Origin of the sequence: Haladaptatus sp. DJG-WS-42, from assembly GCF_037198285.1 — an archaeon.
GTDB lineage: Archaea > Halobacteriota > Halobacteria > Halobacteriales > Halococcaceae > QDMS2.
On sequence record NZ_CP147243.1, the window covers coordinates 2,266,647 to 2,284,027 of the forward strand.

At 62.1% G+C, this 17,381-nt stretch carries 16 protein-coding genes; 3 read left to right on the top strand and 13 right to left on the bottom strand.

Going from position 1 to position 17,381, the window contains the following annotated elements:
• Positions 1-3 precede the first annotated feature (3 nt).
• Together V5N47_RS12250 and V5N47_RS12255 are read right to left on the bottom strand one after the other, a co-directional pair.
• A complete protein-coding gene (locus tag V5N47_RS12250) occupies positions 4-867 on the bottom strand; it encodes a 2-oxoacid:ferredoxin oxidoreductase subunit beta (protein WP_338727858.1) in 864 nt (287 codons plus the stop codon).
• On the bottom strand, positions 864-2,627 hold the full coding sequence (locus V5N47_RS12255; RefSeq protein WP_338727860.1) for a 2-oxoacid:acceptor oxidoreductase subunit alpha: 1,764 nt from the start codon (positions 2,625-2,627) through the stop codon (positions 864-866). Before V5N47_RS12255 ends, V5N47_RS12250 begins: the two co-directional genes overlap by 4 nt.
• Positions 2,628-2,726: 99 nt before the next feature.
• Here V5N47_RS12255 and V5N47_RS12260 point away from each other — a divergent pair, with 99 nt between their 5' ends.
• Positions 2,727-3,362 carry an FAD-dependent oxidoreductase gene (locus tag V5N47_RS12260; protein ID WP_338727862.1) on the top strand — a complete coding sequence of 212 codons (636 nt, stop codon included), beginning with the start codon at positions 2,727-2,729 and terminating at the stop codon, positions 3,360-3,362.
• Here the strand turns inward: V5N47_RS12260 and V5N47_RS12265 are convergent.
• The 10 genes from V5N47_RS12265 to V5N47_RS12310 all read right to left on the bottom strand — a co-directional run bounded on the left by V5N47_RS12265 (position 3,288) and on the right by V5N47_RS12310 (position 14,265).
• Positions 3,288-4,091 (bottom strand): LysE family transporter, encoded by an 804-nt coding sequence (locus V5N47_RS12265; RefSeq protein WP_338727864.1) that lies wholly within the window; start codon positions 4,089-4,091, stop codon positions 3,288-3,290. The two genes, V5N47_RS12260 and V5N47_RS12265, sit on opposite strands and share 75 nt — an antisense overlap.
• 2 nt (positions 4,092-4,093) lie before the next feature.
• On the bottom strand, positions 4,094-4,513 hold the full coding sequence (locus tag V5N47_RS12270) for a VOC family protein (RefSeq protein ID WP_338727865.1): 420 nt from the start codon (positions 4,511-4,513) through the stop codon (positions 4,094-4,096).
• A complete protein-coding gene (gene mce, locus V5N47_RS12275; protein WP_338727866.1) occupies positions 4,513-4,896 on the bottom strand; it encodes a methylmalonyl-CoA epimerase in 384 nt (127 codons plus the stop codon). The genes V5N47_RS12270 and mce overlap by 1 nt, the downstream gene beginning before the upstream one ends.
• A gap of 47 nt (positions 4,897-4,943) precedes the next feature.
• Positions 4,944-6,626 (bottom strand): methylmalonyl-CoA mutase family protein, encoded by a 1,683-nt coding sequence (locus V5N47_RS12280; RefSeq protein ID WP_338727867.1) that lies wholly within the window; start codon positions 6,624-6,626, stop codon positions 4,944-4,946.
• A gap of 135 nt (positions 6,627-6,761) precedes the next feature.
• Positions 6,762-8,222 (bottom strand): TIGR00366 family protein, encoded by a 1,461-nt coding sequence (locus V5N47_RS12285; RefSeq protein WP_338727869.1) that lies wholly within the window; start codon positions 8,220-8,222, stop codon positions 6,762-6,764.
• 262 nt (positions 8,223-8,484) lie between these two features.
• Positions 8,485-9,468, bottom strand: coding sequence for an NADPH:quinone reductase (locus V5N47_RS12290; protein WP_338727871.1), 984 nt, complete (start codon positions 9,466-9,468; stop codon positions 8,485-8,487).
• 33 nt (positions 9,469-9,501) lie between these two features.
• Positions 9,502-10,494 carry an asparaginase gene (locus V5N47_RS12295; protein WP_338727873.1) on the bottom strand — a complete coding sequence of 331 codons (993 nt, stop codon included), beginning with the start codon at positions 10,492-10,494 and terminating at the stop codon, positions 9,502-9,504.
• Entirely contained in the window at positions 10,491-11,768 is a 1,278-nt protein-coding gene (locus tag V5N47_RS12300) for an amidohydrolase (RefSeq protein WP_338727875.1), read from the bottom strand. The genes V5N47_RS12295 and V5N47_RS12300 overlap by 4 nt, the downstream gene beginning before the upstream one ends.
• A gap of 55 nt (positions 11,769-11,823) precedes the next feature.
• Positions 11,824-13,461 carry an AMP-binding protein gene (locus tag V5N47_RS12305; RefSeq protein ID WP_338727876.1) on the bottom strand — a complete coding sequence of 546 codons (1,638 nt, stop codon included), beginning with the start codon at positions 13,459-13,461 and terminating at the stop codon, positions 11,824-11,826.
• Between the two features lie 39 nt (positions 13,462-13,500).
• A complete protein-coding gene (locus V5N47_RS12310) occupies positions 13,501-14,265 on the bottom strand; it encodes an enoyl-CoA hydratase/isomerase family protein (protein WP_338727878.1) in 765 nt (254 codons plus the stop codon).
• Positions 14,266-14,339: 74 nt separating this feature from the next.
• Between V5N47_RS12310 and V5N47_RS12315 the strand changes: the two genes are divergently transcribed.
• Together V5N47_RS12315 and V5N47_RS12320 are read left to right on the top strand one after the other, a co-directional pair.
• Positions 14,340-15,497, top strand: coding sequence for a thiolase domain-containing protein (locus V5N47_RS12315; RefSeq protein ID WP_338727880.1), 1,158 nt, complete (start codon positions 14,340-14,342; stop codon positions 15,495-15,497).
• Positions 15,497-15,814, top strand: coding sequence for an OB-fold domain-containing protein (locus V5N47_RS12320; RefSeq protein WP_338727882.1), 318 nt, complete (start codon positions 15,497-15,499; stop codon positions 15,812-15,814). The genes V5N47_RS12315 and V5N47_RS12320 overlap by 1 nt, the downstream gene beginning before the upstream one ends.
• Before the next feature lie 8 nt (positions 15,815-15,822).
• Here the strand turns inward: V5N47_RS12320 and V5N47_RS12325 are convergent, their stop codons facing one another.
• The gene (locus V5N47_RS12325) at positions 15,823-17,328 is read right to left on the bottom strand and encodes an aldehyde dehydrogenase (RefSeq protein ID WP_338727884.1); all 1,506 of its coding nucleotides are present in this window, start codon (positions 17,326-17,328) and stop codon (positions 15,823-15,825) included.
• Positions 17,329-17,381 lie beyond the last annotated feature (53 nt).

The following is a 17,381-nucleotide window of genomic DNA, read 5'->3' on the forward strand; positions in this document are numbered from 1 at the left end:
TGTTCAGTAGAATTCGCGGACGAGGTCCATCGTGCCTTCTGGCGGCTTGTCCTCGATTTGGGACATGTTCTCCGAGATGCCCCAACGTTCCTCGAACGGAACCGAGTTTTCGTCTTTGTAGATGACGCCCATGTACTCCTTTTCGGAGTCGAAGATGACGTCCTTCGCGGCGTCTTTGTCCGTTGGGTCGTGGTCTTCTTCTTTGAGGTCCACGAGCGAGTCACGGAAGTAGTCGTACGTGTCCACGTCGTTGAACGTGACACACGGACTGTAACAGTTGACGAACGCGAAGCCGGGGTGTTCGATTGCCTGTTTGATGATCTCGACGTGACGCAGCGCGTCAGAGGAGAACGACTGGGCAATGAACGTGCCACCCGCAGCGAGCGCGAGCGCGTGTGGGTTGACCGGCGCCTGCATTGGGCCGTCCGGCGTCGTCGAGGTTTCGAAGTCCTCGCGGCTGGTCGGCGAGGCCTGTCCCTTCGTGAGCCCGTAGATGCGGTTGTCCATCACGACGTACGTCATGTTGACGTTGCGGCGGACGGCGTGGACGAAGTGGCCCGCGCCGATGGAGAAGCCGTCACCGTCGCCACCCGCAACCATCACTTCGAGGTTGGGGTTTGCGAGTTTGGCGCCGATGCCAACGGGCAGGGCGCGACCGTGGACGCCGTGCAGCGCGTAACTGTGCATGTACGTCCCGATTTTGCCCGAACAGCCAATCCCGGCGACCAAGAACGTGTTGTCCGGGTCGTTGCCGGTTTCGGCGAGGCCTTTCATCATGCCGTTCATCGTCCCGAAGTCACCGCATCCGGGACACCAGGTCGGCTGCTTGTCGGATTTGAAATCAGTGAATCGAACGTCGGAGCTCATGCGGTTGCCTCCACAGACTCTTCGAGAGCCTGTTTAATTTTTGCTGCCAGCTCGTCTGCCTTGAAGCGGACACCGTTGTACTTGTTCAGGCGCTTTACGCGGCGGAGCGCGTCGTGTTCGATGAGGTCTGCGAACTGTCCGGTCGCGTTACACTCGACCACGATAACGTCGTCTGCGGCGGCGATTTCCTCGGTGAGGTCTGGCCGTGGGAAGATGTACGGTACGGAGAGGAAGCGCACGGACACGTTTTCGTCGTCTAAGAATTCGAGCGCTTCGCGGATTGCACCTTCGTTCGACCCCCACGAAATGACGAGGTTGCCGGAGTCTGCGTCGCCGAACTCGCGTGGCGACCAGTCTTCGTTTTCGATTGCCGTCTGGACTTTGCGGTTGCGCTTGTCGACCTGTTCGACGCGCATATCCGTGTCCTCGGTACGGCGACCGAGTTCGTCGTGTTCGAGACCAGTGGACATGTGGGCACCACCTTTCGTGCCGGGGAACGCGCGCGGCGAGACGCCGTCTTCGGTGAGCGCGTGTGGCTTGAACTGCTGTTTGTCGTTGACCCACTCGCCGAGGGACTCTTCGTCAACAACCTTGCCGCGGTCGATTTCGACCTTGTCCATGTCGAACTCTTCTGGCGGGAAGGTCTGTTCGCTCACCGCAAGCGCGAGGTCTGCGGCGAGGTAGACCGGCGTCTGGTACTTTTCTGCTAAGTTGAACGCTTCGACGGTCTTGTGGAAACACTCGGAGATACTCGTTGGCGTGAGGACGAAGCGTGGAATCTCTCCGTGGCCGCCGTAGAGCATCTGGTTCAGGTCGCCCTGTTCTTGCTTGGTTGGCATCCCGGTGGATGGCCCAGAGCGCATGACGTTCGTGATGACGAGCGGCGTCTCGCTCGTTGCGATGAGCCCGAACGTCTCGGTCATGAGGTCGATGCCCGGCCCAGAGGTTGCGGTCATCGAACGGGCACCGGCGCGCGCGGCACCGAGGGCCATGTTGATGGCGGACAGTTCGTCCTCTGCCTGGACGACTGCGCCACCGAACTGCTCTACGCGACCGGTCATGTATTCCATGACGTTGGTCGCGGGCGTGATTGGGTAGCCAGCGTAGAATCGACAGCCAGCAGCGATTGCGCCCATGCCGATAGCCTCGTCACCGTTCAGCAGGACGTAGTCTGCGTCGGTGGTTTCGAGTTCGTAATCGAGGTCTAAGTCGTAGTTCTCGCGGACGTACGCTTGACCTGCGCGGGCGGCTTTCGAGTTGTTCTCGACGATGGAGCCACCCTTCGAGCCGAAGCGCTTTTCGAGCGATTCATCGAGGTTCTCGATGGGGAAGTCAGAGACTTCACACGCCGCGCCGAGGGCGACGATGTTCTGCATGATGGCCCCACCGGCCTCTTCTGCGAGGCGGCGGAGCGGGACGTTCAGCCCGATCATGCCGTCTGGGGCTTCGAAGTCCTTCATCGTGGTTCGTTCACCGTCGTAGATGATGACCGAGCCCTCGTGGAGCTCTTCCATGTTCTCTTCGACCGTGCGTTGGGTCAGTGCAATCAGAATGTCGAGTCGGTCTACGACACTCTCGACGCGATCAACCGAGGTTCGAATCTTGTATGCGGTGTAGCCACCACGAATACGAGATGCGAAGTCTTTGGATGTAAAGACGTGTCGGCCTGCGCGAGAGAGTGCCTGGGCGAAAATCTTCCCAGTGGAATCGATTCCATCGCCGGCTTCACCGCCGATGGCCCAGTTCAGGTCCTCTGGCATTGTCGGTGATGGGTTTGCTGTACCGGTGCAAAAGGCTTCTGAATCAGTCAGTAAACGAGGAACGAAAGTGCATTTGCCCATAACCCATATGTGTGGGGTATGGAACCACGCGAAGTAACCGTCGCCGCGAATCGCCGCGTCGGCCCAGAGACGGTCGCACTGGACCTCGAAACGCCGGATGGCTTCAGCGCAGAACCCGGCCAGTTCGTCAAACTCAGCCTCGAAATCGAGGGCGAAACCGTCTCGCGCTTCTACACGCTCTCCTCGCCGAGCGTGACCGACACGTTCGAACTCACCGTCGGCATCGACCCCGACGGAGATGTCGCCCCGCACATCGAAACGCTCGAAGCCGGTGATACCGTCACCATTGCCGGGCCGTTCGGCAACGACTACTACGAAGGCGAGGCGCGCGCGGTCATCCTCGCAGGTGGCCCGGGCGTCGGGCCAGCAGTCGGTATCGCAGAGCGCGCGCTCGAGGACGGTGGCGAAGCGGGCATTGTCTACGTAGACGACGCGCCGGTTCACGAAGCCCGGCTCGCCGCGCTCGAAGAACAGGGTGCAGACGTGTTCATCCTCGACGCAGACGGGTCGATGACCGACGCCGTCGCGTCGGTGCTCACCGGCGACGAACAGGTGTTCATCTACGGCTTTGCTGATTTCTTAGACGCCGCAACCGACGCCCTGCAGGCGGCTGGCGCAGACCCAGAGACCGCGAAAGTCGAGAACTTCGGCTAAGCCAGTAGCGTTTTCCCGCGCGAACCTAACGGTGGGTTCGTGTCCCGCACTCCGTACGCCGAGCGAGAAGCCACGCGTCTCTACGAGCGCCTGTGCGGGGACTATGGCGACCTGCCCGACGTGTACGAAGAGACACTGGCAATCTCGGGCACGCGCTTTGACGGCTTCTGGGACTACGCAGACGACGGCTTCGTCTCGGCCGCTGGCGCGCGCGTCGTAGACGAAGCAGGTCGTCTGCTCATGCTGCGCGACCGAGCCGAGAAAGACGCCCACGACGAGTGCTCCGGCTTCGACCGCAGAGCCGACGGCCACGCTGTAGCCCGTGACGATGGCGACAAAGGCGAGAATCGTCACCGGGTTCGCAAGCGTGAGCGCGAGCGTCGTGGTGTAGTCAGAAACGAGCCCGCGCCCGTTCGATTCCTCGGCCGATTCCGTCGCAGGGGCCTGCCGGAGCGTTTGAACACCAAGTACGAGGAGCAACAGCCCACCGACCAGCCGCAACGGCGACGCATACGTAAGCAAGAGTGACGAAATCGCCGTCACGCCAAAGGCGACAATCGCGCCGTACACGGCGTCCGCGGTCGCCGCGCCGAGTCCCGAGACGACGCCCGACCGCCAGCCATTCGAGAGCGTTCGCTGGATGCAGAGAATGCCAATTGGCCCAACCGGCGCGGCGATGGAGACGCCGAACAGCGCGCCGAGCACGAACGTCTCGAACGCCGCGGGCATTATTAGGACTCGTCCGTCGGAATCGTCTCGTCGTAGGCGACGAACTCCACGGAGTGGCCATCCGGGTCCTCGAAGTAGAGCGAGCGCCACTGGACCCAGCCGTGAGTCGTCGTCCGTACGTCGAGGCCCGCGGCTTCCAGTCGTTCCTTCTCCGCGTCGAAGTCCGCGAGGTCGATGGCGAAGGCAACGTGGTCCATCGTTGTGCGCCGTTTGTCGAGACCGTCGTAGTCGTCTCCGCCGATGCGGTCGAACAGGACGAACACCTGCGTGTGCCCGCCGTAGGACTCACCGAGGTCGAAAAAGGCGTACGTGTCGCCGCGCCGGAGCAGAGTTAAGCCAACCACGTCTTCGTAGAATTCGACCATCCCATCGAGCGATTCGGTGCGGAACGCGATTTCGCCGAGGGCTTTGACGGTGGGCATTAGTGTTGGACGAATTCGATGAGGATGCCGCCGGTCGATTTGGGGTGGAGAAAGGCCACGTCGTGGCCCCACGCGCCGGGGCGCGGTTCGTCGTCGATGAGCGTTACGCCGTGGTCACGGGCGTTGTCAAGGGCGGCGTCGATGTCGTCGGTTGCGAGCGCGAGGTGGTGGATGCCCGGCCCGTTCTTTTCGAGATACCGCGACACCGTTCCCTCCTCGATTGGCTCTAACAACTCGAAGTAGCCGTCGCCGCAGTCTAAGAAGACGACGCGCAGGTCGCCAAACTCCTCTTCGTGGACGGCGGGCATCGAGAACAAGTCGCCGTACAGGTCGATGAGCGCGTCTGCGTCGTCAGTGGCAATCCCAGCGTGGTCGAAGTGCATGGCTGAAGTAGGGTGTGAACGGGTGATAAAATCGAGGGAGTGCGAACTTACAGCGCCGCGCCGGGCCGGTACTCACCAAACACGTCGCGCAGGGTGTTCGAGACTTCGCCCGTCGTCGCGTACACCTTCACCGCGTCGATGATGTACGGCATGAGATTCTCGTTCCCTTCTGCGGCCTCAGTGAGTGCGGAGAGCGCGGCTTCGACCGCTTCCTCGTCTCGGTCTGCTTTGACGTCCGTTAACCGAGAAATCTGCCGGCGTTCGTCTTCTTCCGTGACCTCTTGGACGTCCGGCTGTGGGTCTTCGTCGACGCGATACTTGTTCACGCCGACGATGATGCGCTCCTCGTTTTCGATTTCCTTCTGGCGGTCGAAGGCAACGTCCTGAATTTGGCGCTGGACCCACTGGTCTTCGATTGCTTCGCGCATGCCGCCGCGCTCGTCTACGTCTTCGATGAGCGCCATCGCCTCTTCCTCTAAGGTGTCGGTCAGACTTTCGACGTAGTAGGAGCCGGCGAGCGGGTCGATGGTGTCGGCTGCGCCCGACTCGTGGGCGAGAATTTGCTGGGTGCGGAGCGCGGTCTGCACCGACTGCTCGGTCGGCAGCGAGATGGCTTCGTCCTTCCCGTTGGTGTGGAGACTCTGCGTGCCCCCAAGGACGGCCGCGAGCGCCTGATACGCCACGCGCACGACGTTGTTTTCCACTTGCTGGGCGGTCAAGGTGGAGCCACCGGTCTGGGTGTGGAACTTGAGTTGTTTTGACTTCGGATTCTGCGCGTCGAAGCGCTCTTCCATGATGCGCGCCCAGAGGCGGCGGGCGGCCCGGAACTTTGCGACTTCCTCGAAGATGTTGTTGTGGGCGTTGAAGAAGAACGAAAGCTGTGGCGCGAAGTCGTCCACGTCGAGGCCTGCCTCGAGGGCGGCTTTCACGTATTCGATACCGTCGCCGAGCGTGAAGGCGAGTTCTTGGGCAGCCGTCGAACCCGCCTCGCGGATGTGGTAGCCCGAGATGGAGATGGTGTTGAACTTCGGCACTTCCTCTGCACAAAATTCGAAGATGTCCGTGATGATGCGCATCGACGGCTCTGGCGGGAAGATGTAGGTGTTGCGCGCGACGTACTCTTTGAGGATGTCGTTTTGAATCGTCCCGCGCAACTGCTCGCGGTCGACGCCCTGATTGTCGCCAACGGCGATGTACATGGCGAGCAGGATGGAGGCGGGCGCGTTGATGGTCATACTCGTCGAGACTTCGTCGAGCGGAATCCCGTCGAACACCGTCTCCATGTCCGCGAGCGAGTCGATGGCGACGCCGGATTTCCCGACTTCGCCCTGCGCCATCGTCGCGTCCGAGTCGTAGCCCATCTGCGTCGGCAAGTCGAAGGCCATCGAGAGCCCGGACGACCCGCTGTCGAGGAGGTAGTTGAACCGTTCGTTGGTCGCTTCTGCGGTGGAGAACCCGGCGTACTGGCGCATCGTCCAGAGCCGCCCGCGGTACATGGTCGAGTAGACGCCACGCGTGTAGGGCTCCTGTGCTGGGAAGCCAATATCTTCCTCGAAGTCGAGGTCTGCGACGTCGGCAGGCGTGTAAAGACGCTCGACGGTCTGTCCGCCCGTGTCGGTGGTGAACTCGTCTTCGCGTTCGCCGAATCGTTCGACGGTCGGAGAGACTTGCTCTTCCTCCCACGTCTCTTTTTCCTCCCGAATCTGCGCAAGCTCGTCGGGGTCAAACATTACTCGAAGCGAGGTGACCCGCCGCCTTAAGGTTTGACAGACTATCCCAACCTTGCCGAGAGCCTGCGGCTCGCGTTCGTGAGTGTGGTTAAAAAGTACCCGAAAATTCGGGTAGTCAGCAGTCGAAAGTCGAGATTATGCCGCTGGGAGGCCGAGCATCACGGTCATCGTGATGGCCATGATGATGAAGCCGCCAACCATTGCGACCGTGGAGTAACCGATGATGTCACGGGCACGCAGGTTTGCGAGTGCCAGCAGTGGGAGCGCCCAGAACGGCTGCACCATGTTGGTGAGCTGGTCGCCCATCATCTCGATGAGGATTGCCGTTTCGAGTGGCATTCCAAGTTGTGCGGTGGTGTCGAGCAGGATCGGACCCTGTGCGACCCATTGACCACCGCCGGATGGCACGAAGATGTTAACAATACCGGCGCTGATGAGGCCGATAACTGGCCACGTCGTTGGCGTCGCGATGGACGCGAAGAAGTTCGCGATGGTCGCGGTCAGCGCGGTGCCGGTGAGCAGCCCAGAGATACCCGCGTAGAACGGGAACTGGAAGATGATGCCACCGACGTTCTCGACGGATTCGTCCATCTGCTGGACGATGCGCTTTGGAGTGACCCAGAGAATCATCGCCAGGAAGATGAACATCGCGTTGATGCTGTTCAGCGTCAGGCTGGAAATGCCCTGTCCGTTGATGATCCACGCATTGATGACGTAGTAGAGTGGGAACAGCGCGATGACGAGTCCGATTATCTTCGAATTGTTCAGCTTGTCTGCGAACGTCGTCCCAGCCAGGCCGGGCGCGACGCCGGTCTTCGATTCTTCTGCCACGCCGCCGTCGGTGGAGGCCTTGTCACCGGCCATCTGCCGGTAGACCTTGTCAGGCAGGGTTTTGATTTCGTCATCGTCCTTGGGGTGGAGTGCACCCATCAGTGGTGGGATGACGACGAGCATGAGGCCAACCGTCACGAGGTTCACTGGGTGGCCGATGGTCTTCCCAAGCGAGAAGCCATTCTCCATGACGTTCTCGTTCGGGAACTGCGCGAGTGCCGCCTCGAACGTTGGCGGGATGAGCGCTGGGTCGGCCATGATGAGACCACTCGACGTGGTCAGCCCGGAGTGCCAAATCATGAGCGCGGTGTACCCTGCTGCGGCGAGCAGCGGGTAGTGAAGGTTCATGCCTTTTTCTCTGCCCTGATATGCGACTTGCTTCGCCATCACGGCACCGACGATGAGGCCAAGACCCCACGAGATGAGGCCGGCGATCATGCCGACGAACGAAACGAATGCCACAGCCGTGAACGGGCTGGATGGCAGTTTCGCAATGCGTGCGAGGAAGCGAGTTACTGCAGGTGACTTTGCGATTGCGTCTCCCATCATCAGTGTGACGGCGAACGCTGCCATGAAACCAAGGAGCGTCCAGACGCCACCAGTCCACGCGGTCATTGCCTCTGTTGGGGACGACCCAACGGCAATTGCACCACCGAATGCGATGACTGTCAATAGGATTACAAGAACGTACGGGTTTGGAACGTATCTTAGCGATAGCTCAGCGAAAATGCCACCAAGACGACGTATTGGATCTGTGATTGCCATTACCTTACTGCACCGTGTTCATCCATTGAAGAAGTGCTATATAATGGTTTGGCACACGTTGTCACCAATCATGTTGTTAATTAATTAGAATTTATTGTCGTAAGAAAGATAATTTTGCGACAACTGTCTGGATTTATCATGCACCATTCCCCGTCACGTCAACCCATCATTTCACGGAATAGAATGGTCAGTTCAGTGTTTTTGCCACATCCCGTGTCGTGTGACTGTTCCCGACTATCACGAATTTCTTATATGTAATAAATCAGTTAGTTGTATTTATCACAATTTTTCCTAACACTCCCGGTGACGCGGCGTGTTTCATCGCAGCCGACGCTTCAGAAAGTGGGTAGGTTGCTTCGATAGTTGGGCTAATTTCTCCAGTTCCGAGCAACGGCGAAACGGCGTCAAGTACCTGTCGTTGGTCGTCCATTGACGCCATAATTGACATGAAACGGACGTCGGCGTCGTCAAACATTGCTGCAAGTGACACGGACGGTGAGAGTGTCACGGGGGCACCCTGTCCGATGACGACGATGCGACCGCCGCGACCAATCGCGGCGAGGTCGGTTTCGAGGTGTTTGTCGGCGTGGGCGTCGAGTACCACGTCTGCGGGCCGTCCGCCGAGTGCCTCGTGGACGGCGTCGGCTAGCTCGTCCTCGCGATAGTCGAGCACTGCGTCCGCACCCAGCCCGGAGACGAACTCGGTTGCTTCCTCACCCCGGGCTGTTCCAACCACCTGCGCGCCCGCACAAGCAGCAATCTGGACGGCGACGTGACCGACGCCACCGCTCGCCCCGTGAACTAAGCACGTCTCCCCGACGCGGAGGTCACCGCGCGTCACGAGCGCGCGCCACGCCGTCGTACAGACGAGCGCGGCGGCCGCACCCGTCTCGAACGACACGTCGTCAGGGAGCACGGCAAGTCGGTCTGCCGGAACCGCCGCGTACTCCGCGTACGTCCCGTCGTCCTGCCACCCGAAGCCAGTTCCATACACGCGGTCGCCCGGTTCGAGGCGGGTGACGCCCGCACCGACTTCGTCTACAACTCCAGCGAGGTCAACGCCGCAAACATGGGGGAGGCCCGCCGTTGGCTTGAGCAGCCCCTCACGGAGTTTGGCGTCGATGGGATTGACGCTCGCCGCCTCGATTGCGACGCGAACCTCTCCCGCCGCGGGCTCAGGCAGGGGAACCTCGTCGAGCGAGAGCACTGACTCGTCACCGTAGTCGTGGTATCGAATAGCACGCATACTGGATGCTATGGAGAGCACCCGGAAAACGCTTCAGATGCCGGACATCGACGCGGCTTCGACGTACTCGCGCACCGCTGCTCGGTCGTCGGTCGCAGAGAGCGCAAGCGCGAGCGTGAGTCGAGCTTTGTGTGTCGGGAGGTCGCCCCCAAGTATCGCGCCGTGTTCTTCGAGCGTGCGCGCGCCGCCGCCTTTGCCGTAGATGCCGTTGACCGCGCCGCCGTGGCATCGTGAGGTGACGACCACGGGTACACCATCTGCAATCGCGTCTGCGACTGCCGATTCGAGCGCGGGGGTGGTGTTCCCGAGCCCGGTTCCTTCGAGTACGAGACCGTCTACGCCAGCTTCGAGTGCGCGTGCTATCTGTCGCCCGTCAACGCCCGCGCCGCTTTTCACCATCTCGACGCTTGCGGTAACCTCACTCACTGGAATCGACACCGTCTCGCTTCCCGGCTGGCGGAAAAAGCGCACATCTCCGCGGAGGAAGCTTGCGACCGGCCCTGCATCCGGGGCGTAAAACGTGCCGAGATTGCTCGTATGCCCTTTCGTCACGGTGCGCGCTGAGTAGAGGCTGTCCGCAAATGCGATGTACGCGCCGCCTGCCTCTCGAACGCGCTCGTTGCTCGCCGCGCGAACCGCGGTGAGTAGGTTCGCCGGCCCGTCTGCGCCCGGTTCGTCCGGCCGACGCTGTGCGCCCGTGAACACGACCGGAATCGTATCGCCAGCGACCACGTCGACGAAGTACGCAGACTCCTCCATCGTGTCCGTGCCGTGGGTGACGACGACGCCGTCGGTGCCGTCTGCGGCGAGTTCGCGAACGCGCGCCGCGATGGCGGTCAGTGTCTCGAAGTTCATGGCGAAGCTCGAAATCTGGGCCACCTCATCGACGCTGATGTCGGCGTAGTCAGTGAGTTCGGGGACGGCATCGACCAGTTCGCCGCCTTCTTTTGTGGGCGTCGCGCCCGCGGACGTGCCGGTGCTCGCAATCGTGCCGCCCGTCGAAAGGACGGTGATGTGTGGTGTCATATTCGCGTTTCCAGTTCGAGCAGTGCGCCCGAGAGCACGTCGATGCCGACAAAGATGTCCTCTTCGTTCACGTCGAACGTCGCGGTGTGGTGGCCGCCGGGGTGGTCAGTACCGATGATGGGGAACGCAGCGATGCCGCCGTTTTCCTTGACCGCTTGCATCAGGTAGGTGGCGTCCTCGCTCGCGCCGAAGTCCGCCCGGCGGACGACGGACGTGACGCCTTCAACACCTTCTGCGGCGGTAGCGACGGCGTCCACGGCGGCTTCGTCGCTGTCCTCGCGTGGCGCGATGCTCAGGAGTTCTGTTTCGACTTCTACGTCGTGCATGTCGGCGGCCGCTCGGAGCGTGCGCTCAACCTTCTCGTTCATGTAGTCGAGCAACTCGTTCGTCTCGGCGCGGATTTCGATGCCGAGTTCGCCGTCGTCCGCGATGACGTTCGTCGCCTCACCCACGTCCGCCCAGCCGACGTTCACGCGCGTCAGGCCGTCTCGATGGCGGGGGATGGCGTAGAGATTCTGGATGGCCGTCCCGATCGCCTGCATGACGTTTCGCCCCTCGTTCGGCGCGAGGCCCGCGTGGGCTGATTCGCCCGTGAACGTTACGCGCGACTGGCGGACTGCGAGCGGTTTGTCGCTCCCCGCCACCACCTCACCGGAGGGATGGTCGAGGCCGATGTGGACGGCGAGAAGTGCTTCGACGTCGTCTACGAGCGGCGATTCAGACATCGGCTTGCCTCCGCCAAGAACCTCCTCTGCGGGCTGGAAAAACACCTTTAGCGTGCCCGAAAAGTCGCTCTGTTGGATGGCTTCGATGGTGCCGAGCCCCATCGTCATGTGCGAGTCGTGGCCGCAGGCGTGCATCGCGCCGTCGTTCTCGGAGCGGAAGCCTTCTTGATTGGGGTAGTGGCTCTCGTCGGTCGATTCGGGGCGCGGGAGCGCGTCGATGTCCACGCGCAGGCCGAGGACGGGGCCGTCACCCTTGTTTACGACGGCGACGACGCCCGTGTGTCCGCCTTTCGTCTTTTCGAGCACGTCTTCGCGTGCGCCGTTTGCGCGCGCTTTCTCGAACCAGTCTTCGAGGACGGCGTCGTCGGGGACGCTCATCCGCGACTCGGAGACGAGCACGTCAGACCCGACGTGCAGTTCGTCTACGCCGAGAGCTTCGAGTTCATCTACCAACCGACTGGTCGTGAGAAATTCGCGCCACGACGGCTCTGGATACCGATGGAACGTCCGTCGAATCTCGACTGCCCGGTCTCTGATTCCTTGGCTCATGGGTTCACCACCCACGATGGGAGAGAAGAATATAGTGTTCAGGGTGGCGGCGAGGTCACACAGTCCGCGCGCGGTTTCTGAGTTCGACGCGCCGAATCTTCCCGCTCGACGTTTTCGGCAGTTCGTCGACGATGTGCACTTGCCGGGGATAGGCGTGACGTGCGAGTTTCCCCTTCACGAACGAGACGATATCCTCGCGCAGGGCAGGGCTCGCCTCGTAGCCACCGCGGAGGACGACGAACGCCGTCACGACCTCGCCGCGCTGGTCGTCCGGCACGCCGATGACTGCGGCCTCTGCGACCGATTCGTGTTCGATGAGCGTGCTCTCGACCTCGAACGGACCGATGCGATAGCCAGAAGAGATGATAACGTCGTCTGCACGCCCGACGAACCAGTAGACACCGTCCTCTTTGGTCACCGCGTCGCCGGTCAGGAAGTATTCGTCCCCGTCGAGCGTCGTCCACGCCTTCTCGGTCGCCTGCGGCCGGTTCAGGTAGCCGGAAAAGTACGTGCCCTCCGTGCGCTTGACTGCAAGTTCGCCCGTCTCACCCTCGGGAACGCGCTCGCCGTCCCCGAGCACCGCGACCTCGAAGCCGGGGAGTGGCGTTCCCATGCTCCCTTGGACGAACTGCTCGGGTGCTGCGTGCTGGTTGCAGACGACCATGCCCGCCTCGGTGACGCCGTATTGGTCGTAGACGGCCACTGAGAGTTCGTCTTCGAACCAGCGGACGACCTCGGGGTTGAGTGGTTCGCCCGCGCTGTTGCCGCGTTCGAGGGCGAGGTCGTACTGTTCGTGCAACTCGTCTTCGGCCATCAGCCCGCGATAGGCCGTTGGGCTACTCGCAAGGGTGGTGACGCCTGCACGCTCCATCACGTCGTACCATGAAGTCGGGTCGAACTCGCCCGCGTACATCACGTTCTGGACGCCCATGCTCACGGGCGCGACGCCCGCAGAGAGCAGGCCGTACATCCAACCGGGGTCTGCTGCGCCCCAGAACACCTCGTCGCCGGTGAGTCCCATGCCGTACCAGAGGTAGGGATAAAGCGCGCCGAGCACGCGGTGGGTCAGGAGACACCCCTTCGGTGGCCCCGTCGTCCCCGAGGTGTATTCGAGCGTGCACACGTCGTCCGCGCTCGTTTTCACAATCTCGTGGCTGGTGGACTGGTCTGCAAGCAGACTCGCGTGGGAGATGTCGCCGCCATCAATGCCGACGCCGTCGCGGTCGAGCACGACGATGTGCTCGAAGTCGATTTCGTCTTCGACGGCGGCCACGCGGTCACGGTACTCGGGGGTTGTGAAAATCACGTCCACGTCGGCGTCGCCCGCTCGCGCCGCAATCGCGTCCGGCCCGAACGCCGTGAACAGCGGGACGTACACCGCGCCAGCCCGCCAAATCCCGAGAAACAGTGGATAGAGTTCGGGAACGCGTGGGACGAGTGTGGCAACGGGGTCGCCGCGTTCGACGCCGAGGTCTGCGAGTGCGTTCGCCACCTTCGAACTCTCGGCTTCGAGGTCTTTGTAGGTCTGCTCGACCGCTTCACCGTCTGCGCCGTACCACGAGAGCGCCGTGCCGCGTCCGACGTTTCGTGTCACGACTTCGTGTGTGATGTTGAGTTCGTCCGGCGCGTCCCAATCGAACTGTGCCCAGACCGCGTCCCACGAGAAATCGCTTGGATTCGGAATGCCCGTCATGGCCTGAGTTTTTCAGCCCCATGAATATGTGTGTTGTTCTCACTCGACATAGTCGGGGTCGCGCTTTTCGAGAAACGAGAGCGCACCTTCGTGTGCCTCAGGCCCCGCAAACAGGTAGCCAAGCCCGGTTCGCATCGCGTCGTCTTCTCCCGCGAACTTGAGGCTCGCGTTCAGCCACGCTTTGGTCGTTTCGACGGCGGGTGGCGACCCGCGTTTGAGCTTTGCCACGAGGGATTCGACAGCTTCATCCACGTCGTCGCTTGCGACGGCTCTGGCGAACAGTCCCCACTCGGCAGCCTCCTCGCCAGAGAGCTTCCGTCCGGCAAGTGCAATGTCGGCGGCCCGCTGACGACCAATCATCCGTGCGAGTCGCTTTGCGCCGTAGAACGGATACGCCCCAATCTGGACCTCCGGCAGGGCAAACTCGGCGGCTTCTGGAACGACGGTCAGGTCACACGCGAGGAGCAACTCGAACCCGCCACCGTAGGCCGACCCGTTGGCTTTCCCAACCACCGGCAGCGGGGCGTCCTCAATCGCGCCGAAGCAGTCGAGCGCAATTTTGGTGAGTTCGCGCACCGCTCGCGTGTCGTCGATGTCGCGGAGCGTGGCGATGTCGTCGCCCGCACAGAAGGTGCGCCCCTCGCCAGTGAGAACCGCCACACGCGCGCCGTCTCGGTCGGCGCGTGTGAGCAGGTCGTCTACGGTCTCCCACATTTCGAGGGTCAGCGCGTTCAGTTTCTCCGGCCGAGAGAGGGTAATCGTCGCAACACCGTCTTCGAGGTCGTAGGTGACGTGGGTGGTCATAATCCATCCTCCACGGCCACGGTGATAAACGGTCACACAGGTAGGCTTATTCGCCTTCACCGGAAGCTAGCACCATGCGAAATGTGAGCATTGTTGGCATGGGCACAACCGAATTTGGGGTGCTCGATGCTGGCGTCAAAGACCTCGGGGTGCGGGCCGTCTCTCGGGCATTGCGCTCGTGCGACGTGAATAGAGCGGACGTCGATGCGTTGTATCTCGGCAACTTCGTCGCGGGAATTCTCGAAGGCCAAGAGAACATCGCGCCGCTCGTCGCGGACAGCGTGGGACTCACGGGCATCCCCACGATGAAGACCGAAGGCGCGTGTGCGAGTTCGGGGATCGCCCTGAGACAGGCGTATCAGGCCGTCGCCACTGGTGTCCACGACGTGGTCGTCGTCGCGGGCGTCGAGAGCATGACGAACGCCGAAACCACGGAGTTCACCCGCGCGCTCAACAGCGCCGCGGACACCCAAACGGAGGGCAAAACCGGCCTCACCTTCCCCGGCTTCTACGGCCTCTGGCTCGACCGCTACATGCACGAACACGGGGCGACCCGCGAGGAAGTCGCCGCGATTCCGGTGAAAAATCGCGCCAACGGCGCGACCAATCCGAGAGCACGGTTCCGCGACCCAATCGCCATCGACGACGTGGTGGAATCCAGACTGGTCGCAGACCCGCTTCGACTCTACGACTGTTGCCCGGCCGCGGACGGCGGCGCGGCGCTCGTCATCACCGCGAGCGACCGGGCGCGCGAGTTCACCGACACGCCGCTCTCGGTTCTCGGGAGCGGCCACGCGAGCGGGCGAAGCGGGGCGTATCGCTACGAGGATTTGACCACGCTCGACGCGACCGTCACCGCCGCGAATGACGCCTACGCGCAGGCGGGCATTTCACCGACCGACTTGGACGTGGTCGAACTCCACGACTGTTTCAGCGCCGCAGAAATCGGTGACTCAGAAGACCTCGGCCTGTTCGAGAAAGGCGAAGGGGCGCGCGCCGCCGCAGAGGGTGTGACCGCGGTCGATGGCGACGTGCCAATCAACCCGAGCGGTGGGTTGCTCTCGAAAGGGCATCCGGTCGGCGCGACCGGCATCGGACAGGTGTACGAAGCCTGTCTGCAACTGCTCGGCGAACACGAAAATCAAGTCGATGGCGCGGAACTCGCGCTCACGCACAATCTGGGTGGGAGCGGCGCAGTATGTACAGTCACCGTCCTCGGGAGGGATGCGTGATGCCCGCATTCCCCGCGACCGAGTGCGCAGACTGCGGCGAACTCTATGGGTTCCCGGTCGTCGCCTGTCGTGACTGCGGGTGCGAGTCGTTCGAAACAAGAGAACTGGACGGGTCGGGAATCGTCTACGCTCGGACGACCATCCGCGTGCCCGGCGCAGACCACCAAGGCCAAGAACCGTTCGAGGTGTGCGTCGTTGACCTCGCGGACGACATCCGCATCACCGCCCGAGTTCTCGACAATCCCGAACTGGGGCCGGACGACTCGGTGCAGTTTGTCGAAGCGCGCGACGGCGTCTTCTTCTTCGAAGCGGCCTGAGTTCCTCCTTATTCGAGGACGAACGGGTCGCCCACTTCGCCCGCGTGGTTGTACCAGACGCTTTTGGTCTGGTAGTACTCTTCTAAGCCTTCGCGGCCGTTTTCGCGGCCGAGGCCGCTTGCCTTGTAGCCGCCAAACGGCGAGTTCGGCGCGACGAGACGGTACTCGTTTACCCACACCGTGCCCGCTTCGACAGTTTCGACGAACTCGTTTGCACGGTCCATATCCTGCGTCCAGATGGCTGCCGCGAGGCCGAAGTCGGTGTCGTTTGCGATAGAGAGCGCTTCGTCTAGACTTTCAAAGGAGATGACGCTCGCAACCGGGCCGAAAATCTCCTCGCGGGCGACGGTCATGTCGTTTTCTACGTCAACGAACACCGTTGGCTGGATGAAACACTCACCGGGCTGGTCCGCGGGCATCTCGCCGCCGATTTCGAGTGTTGCACCCTCTTCGAGCCCTGACTGGACGTACTTGTGGACGGTCTCCCACTGGCCGCGGAAGGCCACCGGCCCCATCTGCGTGTCCATGTTCCGCGGATCGCCCATCTTGATGTCGCCTGCCCGCGCGGTCAGCTTCGAGACGAACTCCTCGTGGACGTCCTCGTGGACGAGCACGCGCGACCCCGCCATGCAGGTCTGGCCCGTCGCCGCGAAAATCCCCTTCATCACGCCGTTTACCGCATCATCGAGATTCGCGTCGGGGAGGATGACGTTCGGACTCTTTCCACCGAGCTCGAGCGAGACTTTGGTGAGGTTCTCACCCGCAGCTTTCGCCACTTTCCGCCCGACAGCGGTGCTCCCGGTGAACGCGAGTTTGTCCACGTCCGAGTGCGCGGTGAGCGCCGCACCGGTGTGTCCCTGCCCGGGCACGACGTTATACACGCCGTCGGGCAAGTCGGTGTGTTCGTAGATGAGTTCCACGAATCGAAGCGCACTCACGGGCGTCTCCTCGCTCGGTTTGTGGACGAACGTATTGCCCGCCGCGAGCGCCGGGGCGAGTTTCCACGCCGTCAGAAGTAATGGCGAGTTCCACGCCGTAATCGCGCCGACGACGCCGAACGGCTCGTGGCGGATGTAGTTGAACATCTGCCCGTCTTTCTTATCGACGGGGATGGTGCGCCCAGATTCGACTTCTTCTGCGATGCGGCCGTAGTACCGATACCACTCGCCAAGGCCGCTCAACTGCTCTTTCATCTCGCGCAGGAGCTTGCCGTTCTGAAGCGTTTCGAGCTCCGCGAGTTCGTCTCCGTGCGCGTCGATGGTGTCCGCGATTTGGTTCAGAATCTCGCGTCGGTCGCTCGGCTTGGTGTCGCGCCACTCGTCGCGTTCGAAGGCTGCGCGCGCGGCCGCGACGGCATCGTCTACGTCTTCTTCGGTGGCGTCGGGCACGGTCGCCCACACCGTTCCGTCGTACGGGAACGACACCTCGACGCGCTCGTCGCCGTGGGATGCCCGGAACGCACCGTCGATGAACAACTCGTAGTCTGTGACCTCCTCAATGTCTGATGTTGACATGGCTCATTTGTGTGGTTCAGGTACTCGTTATTAAGCCCACGGACAACTGCAAG

Excerpts from the sequence above, each read along its gene's own strand:
- V5N47_RS12300 (WP_338727875.1), bottom strand. The coding sequence starts at position 11,768 with ATGAGCCAAGGAATCAGAGACCGGGCAGTCGAGATTCGACGGACGTTC.
- V5N47_RS12265 (WP_338727864.1), bottom strand. The coding sequence starts at position 4,091 with ATGCCCGCGGCGTTCGAGACGTTCGTGCTCGGCGCGCTGTTCGGCGTC.
- V5N47_RS12325 (WP_338727884.1), bottom strand. The coding sequence starts at position 17,328 with ATGTCAACATCAGACATTGAGGAGGTCACAGACTACGAGTTGTTCATC.
- V5N47_RS12290 (WP_338727871.1), bottom strand. The coding sequence starts at position 9,468 with ATGCGTGCTATTCGATACCACGACTACGGTGACGAGTCAGTGCTCTCG.
- V5N47_RS12320 (WP_338727882.1), top strand. The coding sequence starts at position 15,497 with ATGCCCGCATTCCCCGCGACCGAGTGCGCAGACTGCGGCGAACTCTAT.
- V5N47_RS12305 (WP_338727876.1), bottom strand. The coding sequence starts at position 13,461 with ATGACGGGCATTCCGAATCCAAGCGATTTCTCGTGGGACGCGGTCTGG.
- V5N47_RS12270 (WP_338727865.1), bottom strand. The coding sequence starts at position 4,513 with ATGCCCACCGTCAAAGCCCTCGGCGAAATCGCGTTCCGCACCGAATCG.
- V5N47_RS12310 (WP_338727878.1), bottom strand. The coding sequence starts at position 14,265 with ATGACCACCCACGTCACCTACGACCTCGAAGACGGTGTTGCGACGATT.
- V5N47_RS12285 (WP_338727869.1), bottom strand. The coding sequence starts at position 8,222 with ATGGCAATCACAGATCCAATACGTCGTCTTGGTGGCATTTTCGCTGAG.
- V5N47_RS12250 (WP_338727858.1), bottom strand. The coding sequence starts at position 867 with ATGAGCTCCGACGTTCGATTCACTGATTTCAAATCCGACAAGCAGCCG.
- V5N47_RS12280 (WP_338727867.1), bottom strand. The coding sequence starts at position 6,626 with ATGTTTGACCCCGACGAGCTTGCGCAGATTCGGGAGGAAAAAGAGACG.
- V5N47_RS12255 (WP_338727860.1), bottom strand. The coding sequence starts at position 2,627 with ATGCCAGAGGACCTGAACTGGGCCATCGGCGGTGAAGCCGGCGATGGA.
- V5N47_RS12260 (WP_338727862.1), top strand. The coding sequence starts at position 2,727 with ATGGAACCACGCGAAGTAACCGTCGCCGCGAATCGCCGCGTCGGCCCA.
- mce (WP_338727866.1), bottom strand. The coding sequence starts at position 4,896 with ATGCACTTCGACCACGCTGGGATTGCCACTGACGACGCAGACGCGCTC.
- V5N47_RS12315 (WP_338727880.1), top strand. The coding sequence starts at position 14,340 with ATGCGAAATGTGAGCATTGTTGGCATGGGCACAACCGAATTTGGGGTG.
- V5N47_RS12295 (WP_338727873.1), bottom strand. The coding sequence starts at position 10,494 with ATGACACCACACATCACCGTCCTTTCGACGGGCGGCACGATTGCGAGC.